This is a genomic window from Luteimonas vadosa, assembly GCF_039543545.1.
GTDB classification, from domain to species: Bacteria; Pseudomonadota; Gammaproteobacteria; order Xanthomonadales; family Xanthomonadaceae; genus Luteimonas; species Luteimonas vadosa.
This window is the reverse complement of sequence record NZ_BAABJY010000002.1, coordinates 493,196-506,596: the sequence shown is the minus strand read 5'-3', so window position 1 is coordinate 506,596 and position 13,401 is coordinate 493,196. Positions and strand designations below refer to the sequence as shown.

Annotated in this window: 10 protein-coding genes; 2 read left to right on the top strand and 8 right to left on the bottom strand. The window is 67.4% G+C overall.

All coding sequences use genetic code 11. The features are described from left to right. Positions 1-11: 11 nt before the first annotated feature. On the bottom strand, positions 12-929 hold the full coding sequence (locus ABD970_RS08215; protein ID WP_345295007.1) for a DnaJ C-terminal domain-containing protein: 918 nt from the start codon (positions 927-929) through the stop codon (positions 12-14). A gap of 130 nt (positions 930-1,059) precedes the next feature. After that, the gene (locus tag ABD970_RS08210; RefSeq protein ID WP_345295006.1) at positions 1,060-1,530 is read right to left on the bottom strand and encodes an Hsp20/alpha crystallin family protein; all 471 of its coding nucleotides are present in this window, start codon (positions 1,528-1,530) and stop codon (positions 1,060-1,062) included. A gap of 141 nt (positions 1,531-1,671) precedes the next feature. Here ABD970_RS08210 and ABD970_RS08205 point away from each other — a divergent pair, with 141 nt between their 5' ends. After that, positions 1,672-2,151: a peroxiredoxin gene (locus ABD970_RS08205; protein WP_345295005.1), complete on the top strand. Its 480-nt coding sequence runs from the start codon at positions 1,672-1,674 to the stop codon at positions 2,149-2,151. Positions 2,152-2,555: 404 nt separating this feature from the next. Here ABD970_RS08205 and gyrA read toward each other — a convergent pair whose 3' ends face one another. The 5 genes from gyrA to ligA all read right to left on the bottom strand — a co-directional run bounded on the left by gyrA (position 2,556) and on the right by ligA (position 10,609). After that, on the bottom strand, positions 2,556-5,162 hold the full coding sequence (gene gyrA, locus ABD970_RS08200) for a DNA gyrase subunit A (RefSeq protein ID WP_345295004.1): 2,607 nt from the start codon (positions 5,160-5,162) through the stop codon (positions 2,556-2,558). Positions 5,163-5,439: 277 nt separating this feature from the next. After that, positions 5,440-6,516, bottom strand: a complete 1,077-nt coding sequence (gene mtnA, locus ABD970_RS08195; RefSeq protein WP_345295003.1) for an S-methyl-5-thioribose-1-phosphate isomerase — start codon at positions 6,514-6,516, stop codon at positions 5,440-5,442. 105 nt (positions 6,517-6,621) lie between these two features. Further along, a complete protein-coding gene (locus ABD970_RS08190) occupies positions 6,622-7,410 on the bottom strand; it encodes a DUF3011 domain-containing protein (RefSeq protein ID WP_345295002.1) in 789 nt (262 codons plus the stop codon). Between the two features lie 85 nt (positions 7,411-7,495). Next, the gene (epmA, locus tag ABD970_RS08185; protein ID WP_345295001.1) at positions 7,496-8,467 is read right to left on the bottom strand and encodes an EF-P lysine aminoacylase EpmA; all 972 of its coding nucleotides are present in this window, start codon (positions 8,465-8,467) and stop codon (positions 7,496-7,498) included. Positions 8,468-8,500: 33 nt separating this feature from the next. Then, a complete protein-coding gene (gene ligA / locus ABD970_RS08180; RefSeq protein WP_345295000.1) occupies positions 8,501-10,609 on the bottom strand; it encodes an NAD-dependent DNA ligase LigA in 2,109 nt (702 codons plus the stop codon). Between the two features lie 651 nt (positions 10,610-11,260). On the opposite strand from ligA, the gene ABD970_RS08175 reads away from it, so the two are divergent. Continuing rightward, positions 11,261-12,406 (top strand): NAD-dependent epimerase/dehydratase family protein, encoded by a 1,146-nt coding sequence (locus tag ABD970_RS08175; protein ID WP_345294999.1) that lies wholly within the window; start codon positions 11,261-11,263, stop codon positions 12,404-12,406. Between the two features lie 222 nt (positions 12,407-12,628). Here the strand turns inward: ABD970_RS08175 and zipA are convergent, their stop codons facing one another. After that, the gene (zipA, locus tag ABD970_RS08170) at positions 12,629-13,375 is read right to left on the bottom strand and encodes a cell division protein ZipA (RefSeq protein ID WP_345294998.1); all 747 of its coding nucleotides are present in this window, start codon (positions 13,373-13,375) and stop codon (positions 12,629-12,631) included. Positions 13,376-13,401: the final 26 nt, after the last annotated feature.

Here is a 13,401-nt window from a genome sequence, read left to right as displayed (position 1 = left end):
TCCGGCTGGATTCATCCTCGCCGCCAGTCGCCCTCGAATTCGTCCCGGAGTTTTTCGTAGGCACTGCGTTGCGCCTCGTCGCGCGGCACGGGCGCCTCGATTTCCAGTTCCACCAACTGGTCGCCCGCGGGCCCAGACCCGCCACCGGGCAGGCCACGCCCCCTGAGCCGCAGCTTGCGACCCGCTTCCGAACCGGCCGGCACCTTCAAGGTGACCGTACCGCCCAGCGTCGGCACGCTCACGCTCGCGCCCAGGGCGGCTTCCCACGGCGCGACCGGCAAGGTGTGGATGATGTTGCGGCCATCGACCTCGAACATGGGGTGGGCGGCGTATTCGATCTCGAGCAGCAGGTTGCCCCCCTGGTGCCCCTGTCCGGAGAGGCGGATGACCTGCCCCGGGCGCACGCCTTGCGGGATGCGGATGTCGAGCGTGCGGTTGTTGACCGTGACCCGCACGTTGTCGCCGCGATACACGGTCTCCAGCGAGACCGCCAACTTCGCCCGCGTATCGCGCCTGGGCGCCTGCCCCGCGCGCCGCACATGCGGTCCGGCACCCGGTGCCCCCTGCTGTTCGTGCGCGCGGCGGAACAGGCTCTCGAAGAAGTCGCTGAACCCGCCACCGGCACCGCCGCCGGCGAAGACTTCCTCGAAATCGAAGTCGCCCGAGCCCCCGCCGAAGCCCCCCGGCGGCTGCACTTCGTCGCCCGGTCGATAACCGCGCGTGCGCAACTGGTCGTACGCCTTGCGCTTCTCCGGGTCGCGCAGCGCCTCGTAGGCTTCGTTGACGGCCTTGAACTGCTCCTCGGCACCCGGTTCCTTGCTGACGTCGGGATGGTACTTGCGCGCCAGGCGGCGGTAGGCGGACTTGATCTCCGCCTCGCCAGCATTGGGTTCGACTCCCAGCGTGTCGTAGTAGTCCTTGAACTGCATGGTGGTCCCTTGGGTCGCCGCCGCCGGAACGGGCCCGCAATGCGCGGGCGGCGGCAGGAAAACGCACGGCCCGTGGATTCCACGGGCCGTGCAAGGTTAACGCGCCGGAATCATCTCCGGGTGACGCCGCTTACTGCCGCGTGCCAGCCGCACCCACCTGGATGCGACGCGGCTTGGTCTCCGGACGCTTGGGGATGGTGATGGTCAGCACGCCATTGCTGCCGCTGGCCTCGATGCCATCGGGGTCGGCGCTGTCCGGCAACGCGAAGCGGCGGTGGAAGCTCCCGTACCGGCGCTCGACGCGGCTGTAGCGATTGGTCTGCTCGTTGCTTTCGCTCTGGCGCTCGCCCTTGATGGTCAGGATGCCCTTGTCCATCAAGACTTCCACGTCGGACGGATCGATGCCGGGCAAGTCGGCGTGGATCACGAACCGCTCGGCCTCTTCCTTGATGTCGACCAGTGGCGCCCACTGGCTGGTGACCACGGACGATTCGTCCTGGTCGTCCCCGGCCTGGAAGAAGCGGTCGAAGACCTGCTTGATTTCATCCTGCAGCATCGACTGGCCCGGCCACTGCTGCTGGTAACGGACGATATTGCGCATGATTGCCTCCTGCTAGTCTGGAACGACGGCCCGCTGCCGCCATGCCTACCCACGTAGGAATCGGGCCGGCCGGTTTCAAGGGCCCTTGACGCGGCGTTACCGCGCCGGCGTCCAGACTCCATTCATCCAAAGGAGACCCGCATGACCATCCAGCCCGGCGACCGCATCCCCGAAGTCACCCTCAAGCACATCGACGACGGGGTCCAGACGATCGACACCCGCACCCTGTTCGATGGCAAGAAAGTCGTCCTGTTCGCGGTCCCCGGAGCCTTCACGCCGACCTGCTCGGAGCAGCACCTGCCGGGCTTCGTGCAGCATTTCGACGATTTCCGCGGGCGTGGCATCGAGGTCGCCTGCATGGCGGTGAACGACCCCTTCGTGATGCATGCCTGGGGCGAGGACCAGCACGTCCCGGACGGCCTGATGATGCTGTCGGACGGCAACGGCGACTTCGCCCGCGCCCTGGGCCTGGAGATGGACGCGACTGGGTACGGCATGGGCACCCGGTCCAAGCGCTTCGCGCTGTATGCCGAGGATGGGGTGGTCAGGCAGCTGCATGTCGAATCGCCCGGCGAGTTCCGGGTGAGTTCCGCGGAGCACGTGCTGGCCGCGCTTGCCTGAAGGCCGTTCGCCCCGCCCAAGAATCGTATCTCCGCGGGAGGAGAGGCCACGCGCCTGCGAGAATCCACGGGTCCCGCCTTCCGAAGATCTGCCGGAATTCGAGTCTGCCGGCACGGGAGGGGCCCACCTCGTGGCCAGGGCCCCTGAGCGCGTCGGCACGCATCATCCCGGGAGGGCACCGCAGGCGTCGTGGGCTTCGTGGCGTCTGGGCCACGTCGGGATCGCGTCAGGGTTCGACGATGCGGGGAAGTTGGCCGGGGTCGTCCGGGTATTCCGAGGGAAGCTTGGACGCGCTCGTCGCCCAGTCCCGGGGCTTCCCGGCATTGCCGGCCGTTTCCCGGTAGACGAAAAAGCACCGCCCGAAGGCGGTGCAATGGAGACCCTGGAAGACCTCGTGTGTCCGGTCACTGGGAAGAACGGACTTCCCCCGAATCGCCGGCCAAGCCGGCCGCCGCCGGCCGCGCATCCACCTCTTCGTCTCCGTCCAGCGAAGCATCCACGCGCTCCACGGCCTGCAGGCTTTCGCCCTTGGACAACCGGATCAGGGTGACGCCCTGGGTATTGCGGCCCACCTGGGCGATCTCCGAAGCACGGGTACGCACCAGGGTGCCGCCGTCGGAGATCAGCAGGACCTCGTGGTGGTCCGAAAGCTGGATCGCACCGACCAACGGACCATTCCGCTCGCTGGTCTGCAGCGCGATGACCCCCTGGATGCCGCGACCCTTGACCGGGTAGTCGGAGACCGGCGTGCGCTTGCCGTAGCCTCGCTCGCTGGCGGTGAGGATGTCCCCGTCGCCGTCGACCACGATCAGACTGCGCACTTCCTCGCCCTTGGCCAGGCGCATGCCACGCACGCCGGTGGCGGTGCGCCCCATCGGCCGCACCGCGCTCCCCGGGAATCGCACCGCTTTGCCGTTGCTGGCGAACAGCATGATGTCGCTGTTGCCATCGGACAGCGCCACGCCAACCAGGGAATCGTCGTCCGCCAGGTTGATGGCGATCTTGCCGCGTTGCAGGCGGTATTCGTACTCGGTCAGCGGCGTCTTCTTGACCGTGCCGTGGCGGGTGGCGAAGAAGACGAACTGGTCGTCGCTGTATTCGCGGACCGGGACCACCGCCTGCACCTTTTCGCCCTGCTCCAGCGGAATCCAGTTGACGATCGGCCGGCCGCGGGCGTGCGGGCCAGCGTCGGGCAGCTGGTGCACGGGCAGCCAGAACACCCGGCCGGCGCTGGTGAACGTCAGCAAGGTGTCGTGGGTGTTCACCAGCCACAGCTGGTCGATGAAATCCTCTTCCTTCGTGGCCGCCGCCGAGCGCCCGCGCCCGCCGCGACGCTGCGCGCGATAGTCGCTGACCGGCTGGCGCTTGGCGTAACCGGCGTGCGACAGCGTGACCACCACGTCCTCGGGCGCGATCAGGTCGAGGATGTCCAGGTCTTCCTCGCTGGCACGGATCTCGCTGCGGCGGTCGTCGCCGAACTCTTCCTTGACGTTGGCCAGCTCGGTGCGGATCACGTCGAGCAACACCGCCGGGTCCTCGAGGATCTCGATCAGCCCGCGGATGGTATCCAGCAGCTGTCGATACTCGTCGGTCAGCTTCTCCTGCTCCAGGCCGGTCAGGCGATGGAGCCGCATCTCCAGGATCTGCTGCGCCTGGACCTCGGTCAGCTGGTACGCGCCGTCGACCAGGCCAACGCCCTTGGGCAGGTCCTCCGGCCGCGAGGCGTCGCTGCCCGCCGAGGCCAGCAAGGTGGCGACCAGGCCCGGCTCCCACTTCCTGGCGAGCATCCGCTCGCGTGCCTCGTTGGGGTTGGCCGAGGTCTTGATCAGCTCGATCATCTCGTCGATGTTGGCCAGCGCGACGGTCAGGCCCTCGAGCACGTGGGCCCTCGCCCGCGCCTTGCGCAGTTCGAAGATCGTCCTGCGCGTGACCACCTCGCGACGGTGGCGCACGAAGGCCTCGAGGATCTGCTTGAGGTTGAGCAATTGCGGGCGGCCGTCGACCAGCGCGACCATGTTGACGCCGAAGGTCGACTCCATCTGCGTCTGCTGGTAGAGGTTGTTCAGCACGACCTCGGCCGACTCGCCGCGCTTGACCTCGATGTAGATGCGCATGCCGTCCTTGTCGGACTCATCGCGCAGCTCGCTGATGCCCTCGAGCTTCTTCTCCTTGACCAGCTCGGCGATCTTCTCGATCAGCCGCGCCTTGTTGACTTGGTACGGGATCTCGGTGACCGCGATGGCCTCGCGCCCGTTGTCGGCGACCTCGATCTCGGCGCGCGCGCGCATGCGCACGCGGCCGCGGCCGGTGCGGTAGGCCAGGTGGATGCCGCCGACGCCATTGAGGATGCCCGCGGTCGGGAAATCCGGACCCGGGATGTGCTCCATCAACCCCTCGACGTCGATCCCGGGGTCGTCGATCAGCGCGACCAGCGCATCCACGACTTCGGACAGGTTGTGCGGCGGGATGTTGGTCGCCATGCCGACGGCGATGCCGGCCGAGCCGTTGACCAGCAGGTTCGGGAACCGGGTCGGCATGACCGTGGGTTCCTGTTCCTTCTCGTCGTAGTTGGGCTGGAAATCGACGGTCTCCTTGTCGATGTCGGCCATCAGCTCATGGGTGAGCCGGGCCATCCGCGCCTCGGTGTAGCGCATGGCCGCGGCGTTGTCGCCATCGATCGAACCGAAGTTGCCCTGCCCGTCCACCAGCATGTAGCGCAGCGAGAACGGCTGCGCCATGCGCACCAGCGTGTCGTACACCGACTGGTCGCCATGCGGATGGTATTTACCGATCACGTCGCCGACGATGCGCGCCGACTTGTAGTAAGGCTTGTTGCTGTGCGCCCCGAGCTCGTTCATGGCGAACAGCACCCGGCGGTGCACCGGCTTGAGGCCGTCGCGGACGTCGGGGAGCGCGCGGCCCACGATCACGCTCATGGCGTAATCGAGGTAGCTGCGGCGCATCTCGTCCTCGAGGTTGACGGGGATGATTTCCTTGGCGAGTTCGGCCATCTGGGATCCGTTGCAGGGGAGTTGCCCGCGTCCGAGCGGAGGCTGCAGGCGACTGCCTGCAAGGGCGTGGACGGGCGGGATTCAGAACCACGGAATCATACCACGGATGGGGGTCGATCGACCCACCAATTCCTACGCGAAAACAGGGACTTACAGCGGAAATGGCCCCGGTTTCGCGCGTCGGCGCGAAGCAGGCGCAAACCGGACCCCGGAATCGGCCTGAGTTTCCGTCGCCGGCCGCCGCGCGCGGCCAGCCTCCAGCACACGAGGCACGACCTTACGCGTCGAACATCACCCGCATCTTGGCGGCGTCAGGCTGCAGGACGACGCCCTTCTCCGTGACGATCGCATCGATCAACGCGGCAGGGGTGACGTCGAAGACCGGGTTCCAGGCCTGGACCCCTTCGGCGACAGTTCGGCTGCCGGAGACGCCGAGCAGCTCGCCAGGATCGCGCTCCTCGATGTCGATCCGCTCGCCCGAAGGCGTGTCCATGTCGACGGTCGACGACGGGGCCACGACCATGACCTGCTTGCCGTGGAAGCGCGCGGTGATCGCCAGCTGGTAGGTGCCGATCTTGTTGGCGACATCGCCGTTGGCGCAGATGCGGTCGGCACCGACGATCACCCAGTCGACGTCTCCCTGCTTCATCAGGTGCGAGGCGGCGGCGTCGGCGATCAAGGTCGCGTCGATGCCATCCTGCTGGAGTTCCCAGACGGTCAGCCGCGAGCCCTGCATCCACGGACGGGTCTCGCCCGCGAACACCTTGTCGATGCGTTGCAGCGCGACACCCGCGCGGATCACGCCCAGCGCGGTCCCGTAGCCCGCGGTCGCGAGCGACCCGGTATTGCAATGTGTGAGCACCCCGCTCCCGGGCGCGATGAGCTGCGCGCCCAGCTCGCCCATGCGACGGTTGGCCGCGAGGTCTTCGCTGGCGATCGCGGCGGCCTCGGCCAGAAGCCGCGCGCGCCAATCGGCTCCGGAGGCCTCGAGCACGCGCCGCATCCGGTTCAACGCCCAGCGCAGGTTCACCGCGGTCGGGCGCGCCTCGTCCAGGCGCTGCATCGCCGGCTGCAACGCGACGGCGGCCGAAGGGCCGTCGATGGCATCGACCCCGTTGGAGGCGAGCACCGTGCCCCACGCCGCCGCGATGCCGATCGCGGGGGCACCGCGCACGGCGAGCGAGCGGATGGCTTCGGCGACCGCGTCGCTGTCGTCGCAGCACAGGTATTGCACGGTGAAGGGGAGCAGGCGCTGGTCCAGCAACTCCAGGGCTTCGCCCGTCCAGCGGATCGGCCGGATGCGGTCGTACCGGTCGAGGGTGTTTTCGTTGGTTTCGATGGCCGGATTGCTCATCCGCCCAGTCTAGACCGGTTCGAGAGGATGTCCGAGATGTCCGACTTCATCACGCGCACCACGACGCGGGCGCCGCCCGTCACGCCGGACGCTCGTCGCCGGTGTTCAGCGGATGGAAAAAACCGCCCTGCAGCCGCGGTCCACCCAGATGCCGCTTCGATCCCAACCCCAGGTCTGGCCGCGGATGCACGGCGAGTCGGACAGCTGGCGTTGCAGGGTGACGCTGCGCCGCACGCGCACCGGACAGGTGCGTCGGCGGTTGTCTTCAGATTCGCAACGCACTTCACCTCCGACGCCGTAGCTGGGCGTGCCGTATCCGCCGCCCGCGCCAACCTCGAAATCCGCGCGACAGCCTTGGCTGACCCAGATCCCGCGCCCGTCGTACGACCAGCTGCGGCCCTGGATGCACGGCGAATCCGACAGCTGCCGGACGAGGCGCACACCGCCGCGCGTGTCGACCGGGCATGTCCTGGTCCGCCCGTCGTTGGATTCGCACCGCACGGTGCCGGCACCGCCATAGCCGCCACCCAGGACGCCATAGGCGCCGCCTTGGCCGTGCCCGACCTGGAACTCGGCACGGCAGCCGCGCGTCACCCAGATGCCCCGGGCGTCGTATCCCCATGTCTGTCCCTGGATGCAGGCAGAGTCGGAGAGCCGCCGGGTCAGGCGAACACCGCCGCGGGTATCGACTGGACAAGTGCGGGCACGCCCGTCGTTGGACTCGCAGCGAATCGTGTTGCCGTAGGTCGGCAAGGGCGTGCCATATCCGTACGGCGAACCGCTGCCCGCGGCGGGATAGCCATAACCCGGATAACCGTAGGTGCCGCAACCGACGAGCCCGATGATGGCGCCGGCCAAGCCGGTCCGTAGGCCGGTACGAAGGATGGTGTGCATGCGGTCCTCCCAGGGTCGTTTTCGTCCGAGCGTGCCACGCGCCACGTGAAAGACTCGGGAATGCACGCGCCTGTAACTGACCGGTTCAGGCGCGGGAGAAGTCGAACGCCAGCACATCGGCGACGCGGTCGGCGTCCAGCATGGCCATCAACAGCCGGTCAATGCCCAGCGCGACGCCGGCGCAATTCGGCAATCCGTGGCCAAGCGCCGCGAGCAGGTTCCGGTCGACCGGGGGACACGCCGTTCCGCGCGCACGATGGAGATCGACATCGCGTTCGAAACGACGCCCCTGCTCGACGGCATCGGCCAGCTCGTGGTAGCCATTGGCGAGCTCCAGCGGACCCAGGTACAGCTCGAATCGCTCGGCGACCGGGGGATCGCCGCCACGCAGGCGCGCCAATGCGCACTGGGAAGCCGGATAGTCGACCACGGCGAGCAACTGGCCCGGCGGAAAGCCGGGCTGGATGCGGTGGGTCATGAGCAAGTCGAGCCAGTCGTCGCGGCCCAGCGCTTCGGGATCGATGTCGATCTCCCCCAACGCATGGCGCAATGCATCGACCGACGCGGTCATCGGGTCGATGTCCAGCGCCGACCGGTAGAGTTCGCGGTAGGTGACCTGGCGAGGCACGGCCTGCTTGCCGACCAGCGCAAGCGCCGACTGCACCAGGGCGATGGCCTCCTCGATCAAGCGGACATGGTCCCAGCCGATCCGGTACCACTCGAGCATGCTGAACTCGGGGTTGTGGCGGGCCCCTGCCTCGCCGTCGCGGAACACCTTGCCCAACTCGTAGCAATCGCCCACGCCCGCGCTCAACAGGCGCTTCATCGCGAACTCGGGCGAGGTGCGCAACCAGCGGGTGCGCGGCGCGCCGTCCGTGCGGCCCGAGAACTCGAGCGAAAACGAGGCGATGTTGGGATCGGTGTTGCCCGCCCGCGAGAGGATCGGGGTCTCGACTTCCAGCACGCCGCGCCCGGCGAAGAATGCGCGGACCATGGCGTACAGGTCCGCCCGCAGGCGCAGCACCCCGGGATGCGCGGAGGGCTTCCAGTCATCCATGCGCCGTGGCCGCCGTCGTCGAAGCCGGTACGATCATTCGTGCTGGCCCAGGAACTCCAGCAGGCGGTCTTCGTCCCAGACCTCCACGCCGAGTTCGCGTGCCTTGGCGAGCTTGCTGCCGGCCGCCTCCCCCGCGACCACGATCGACGTCTTCTTCGAGACGCTCCCGGACACCTTGGCGCCGAGTGCCTGCAGGCGGTCGCTAGCCGCCTCCCGCGCCATCGTCCCCAGGCCACCGGTCAGCACCACCGTCTTGCCGGCCAGCGGTCCCTCGTTCGCCCGTCGGGGCGGGCCCTCCGGCCAATGCACGCCCTGTTCCCGCAACGCCGCGATGACGTCGCGGTTATGCGGCTCGGCGAAGAAGTGGACGATGTGCGCGGCCACCACCGGGCCGACGTCGGGAACCTGTTGCAAGGTCTCCTCGTCGGCGGCCATCAGCGGATCGAGCGCGCCGAAGTGGCGCGCCAGCGTGCGCGCCGTGCTTTCGCCCACGTCGCGGATGCCGAGCGCGAACAGGAGCCGTTCCAGCGTGGTTTCCCGGCTGGCCTCGATCGCTGCCACCAGGTTCTCCGCCCACCGGGTCGCGACCTTGCCCGCCTTGACCGTCTCCGGCACGGCATCGGCGAGTTCATCCGCGCGTCGCTTCATCTCGACGAAGTCGTCGACCACCAGGCTGTACAGGTCGGCCACGGTCCTGACGTAACCCAGCTCCACGAGCGCATCGGTGAAGCGTTCGCCCAGCCCTTCGATATCCATCGCCCGGCGCGAGGCGAAGTGCAGCAGCGCCTGCTTCCTCTGGGCCGGACAGAACAGCCCGCCGGTGCAACGGGCGACCACCTCGCCCTCGTCGCGCTCGATCGCCGAGCCGCAATCCGGGCAGCGCACCGGCAAGACGTAAGGTGGATGCAGCTCGCGACCATTGGCATCGCGGGGCCGCTGGTCCTCGACCACGCGCACCACTTCGGGGATCACGTCGCCGGCGCGGCGGACGATCACGGTATCGCCGACACGGACATCAAGGCGGGCGACCTGGTCGGCGTTGTGCAACGTCGCCCGGGTGACGGTGACGCCTCCGACATGGACCGGCGCCATCAGTACCCAGGGGGTGACCGCGCCGGTGCGGCCGACGTTGACCTCGATGGCCTCGACGGTGGTGGCCTCCTCCTGCGCAGGGAACTTGTGGGCCAGCGCCCATCGCGGCGCGCGCGACACGTAGCCCATCGCCCGCTGCTGGTCGTAGCGGTCGAGCTTGTAGACGACGCCGTCGATGTCGTAGGGCAAGGCGTCGCGCCGCTCGCCGATGCGGGCGTAATAGGCCAGCAAGCCGTCGACGCCCTCGGCGGTCCCGACTTCCTGGCTGACCGGAAACCCGAGCTCGCGCAGCCAGGCCAGGGTGCGCGAATGCGTCGGCGGCATCGCCTGGTCGTCCCCGTCCCCGCCACCGGCCTCGACCTCGCCCAGCGCGTAGGCGAAGAAAGCCAGGGGCCTTTGCGCCGTGACGCGCGGATCGAGTTGCCTCAGGGATCCTGCGGCGCCATTGCGCGGGTTGGCCAAGGGCTTCTCGCCGCTTTCCCGGGCGCGGGCGTTGAAGGCCTCGAACGCCGCGCGCGGCATCACGATCTCGCCCCTCACCTCGAATACCGAAGGGGCGTCGCCACGCAGCACCAAGGGAATGCTGCGCAGCGTGCGCAGGTTGGCGGTGACGTCCTCGCCGGTACTGCCGTCACCCCGGGTCGCCCCGCGCACGAAGACGCCCTCCTCGTACCGCAGGCTGATCGCCAGGCCGTCGAGCTTGGGTTCGACGGAGAAGACCGGCGTTTCGTCGCCCGTCTCCCTGCTGATCCGCGCGACGAAATCCCGGACCTCGTCGTCGTCGAAGGCATTGGACAGCGACAGCATCGGCACTGCGTGCGCGACGGGAGCGAACCGGCCCGATGGCGCGCCCCCGACCCGCGTGGTCGGCGAGCCGGGGTCGCGCAGGTCCGGATGCTCGCTCTCCAGGGCGTCGAGTTCGCGCAGCAGGCGGTCGTACTCGGCATCGGTGATGTCCGGGTCGTCGAGCACGTGGTAGCGATGGTTGGCGTCGTCGAGGCGACGACGCAACTCCCGGGCGCGGTCGGCGGGCGCAGGCGATCTGGACATGCCGCGATTCTACCCGTCGATTGGGGTGTCCGAGTCGCCACGGAAAACGCCTGGTGTGCCGGGCAATTGCGGCTTCATTACCGTAACGGACCATGCGCGGCGGACGCAGCGTCCGGACAACCCTCTGAAGGGCGGCATCTCCGTTCCCTTGACCCTGCAAGTCGGGGCCGATCCAGAGGGAATTGCGCGCAGAGCAACGAGGGGTCGGCGAACGTCTTGCCTCGTTGCCACCGGTCACACCGACCGGCATGCATCCTCGTCGCGCCGATACGCCTGCGGTAGTGCTCTTTACACGCACCTGATCGGCAGGGAACCCTTCATCGTCACCCAGGCCGCCGGTGCGGCAGAAAGCCGCGATCGGATGCCAACGTCAAGATGACGATTGCATTTGCCCGGCCCACCGGGAATGCCTGATTCCCATCGGCGCACGGGATCTTTCTGCGCGACAGGCGGTTGTTTGCCGAGTTTGGCGTTGTCGTAGGCACACGCTACCGAATTGAACCTTGAATGGCCTGGTTATCGGGTGGGCACTCCACAGAGTGAGCTGAAGGCCCTGCTGGCGCGCGCCGATGTTTTGTCCTGATTGCGTCCTGCTGATATGTTTCAGATCGAACAGCCGGGCTCCTATCCATGTGTGCGGGGTGAACCAAGTTGAGCAGCCGAAGAACCGTTCTGAAATCCGCAGTGGCCGCTCTAGCGGCAATTCCGCTCCAGCCGGTCTGGGGAGCATTCGGCAAGCCCAGGAAGATCCTGATTCTTGGCGGCACGAACTTCGTCGGACCCCACCTGGTCCATGGCTCGCACATCGCGGGACACGAAGTCACGCTCTTCAATCGCGGAATTACCAATGCCCACCTTTTCCCGGGCGTAGAGAAGCTCAGGGGGGATCGGACGCGCAATGGCGGCTTGCGTGCTCTGGAGGGCGGTCGCAAGTGGGATGTCGTCATCGATACCTGGCCGGGACATCCGAAGACAGTTTTCGATACGACGAAACTCCTCTCCGGGCGAGCCGACAGCTATGTCTATGTTTCTTCCATCGCTGTCTATGGCGATTTCCGAAAGGTCGGCCTGACGGAACACGACCGCATCCTTTCGCGAGACAAGGCACCGGATCTCAGCGAAGAGAACATCGGATACGCCTGGGCGAAAAGACTGGGTGAAGCGGCGGTCTCGGAGAATTTCGACGGGGCAGGCGTCGTCGTTCGCGGAAGCAGTATCTTGGGCTATGACTACAGCATGCTCCCGACGAACCAGAGCACGTATTGGCCGCTCAGGATGCGCGCCGGGGGCGATGTCGTCGTTCCGGACGATCGCGATGCCATGGTGCAATGGAGCGACGCTGCAAGCTTGGCGGATTTCGCCGTCAAAGTCGGTAGCGAACGCCTGCCCGGGACTTTCAATGCCGTGCATGAACCGATGCCCTTTCACGAATTCCTCAAACAGGTGCAGGCAATCGCCAATCCAGGCGCAAACCTTGTCTGGGTTCCCCAGGACATCATGGAAGCGAATGGCGGCACACCCTTCGAAACGGTGCCTCTGTGGATTCCAGGCAATGATCCAGAACCCGGTTTCTACCAGTTCGAACATTCCGCCGCACTCGCAGCCGGGATGCGCGTCGTGCCGTTGCAGGAAACCGTCAGGAATCTCCTCAAGACCTTCAGGAGCACCGCCCCCGATTATCAGCCAGCGTGGCGCTCTTCGCAGGGATTGCCACAAGACATCGAACAGCGAATCCTGGAGGCATATAGGTCAACGGTGGCGGGCATCTCGGCGGCAGATGAACTTGTGAGCGCGTAGGCCAGAGCACCGCACCTCCCACGCTCGACCGCAGGCCTTGCCTGGTCCCTGTGCGGATGGCCGGGGACCCGATGTGCGCAGGATTCCGAGGCAGTCCGTCCGAGGGGTCATCTCGCCTTTCGGCACGCAGGCCAACCCTGCTCCGCACCGTAGGGGAATCGACCCGGTTCCGATGGCAGGAGATTTGGCCATCGCCCGGATTTCAGTCGGATCGGTCCTAGGTCACCAGCGCGGCGAACGGGTAATCGGCGGGGCTTCGTGCTGCCGGTCGTACGCGCGCATCTCGTCGCGCAGGTGCGCGATGCGCTGGCGCCCCAGGGCGCTGCGCTGGTCGTCGAGCAGCACGCCGTCGAGCAGCTCGGTCATGCGCTGGGCGGTGGGCAACATCGCGTCCCAGGCGTCGAGCGCACTGATGGGCGCGGGCAGGGTCAGGAAGAAGGCGATCGCCGGCGTTTCCAGCGACTGGATCTCCGCCATTTCGAAACTGCCCGGCTTCTTGATGTTGGCGACACTGAAGATCGGGCCGCGTTCCGGGTGTCCTTCGACCAGGCGGTGGAACACGTTCATGTGCCCGTACGTCAGGCCGGCCTTTTCCGCCGCGACCACGATGTCCGGGCCGCGCAGGACCTGTCCGGCACGCGCAGCGATGTACAGGGTCACGATCTTGTCGAAGTCGTCGCTCGCGCGGCGCCCGAGGTCGCCGGCAGCGGCCCCGGCGTTGCTGCCCACGGTCTGGTCCAGCAACTCGATTTCCGCCTGGACCGCCTCGTCGCGTTCCGGCTCGCCACCGCTGGCCAGCTCCTGCTCGAGTTGCGAACCCAGCGTCGGCTCGAGCCTGTCCTCGCGCGGCCCCTGCTGCAGGCGCCGACCCTGCCCCCCACGGGGCCGGGTACCGAAGTACCAGATGGCCGCGAACAGGACCACGCCCGCCACCAGGATGCCGATCCGCAATAGCCAGATATCACTCATCGCGCGCTCCTCGAATCCCAGCCCTG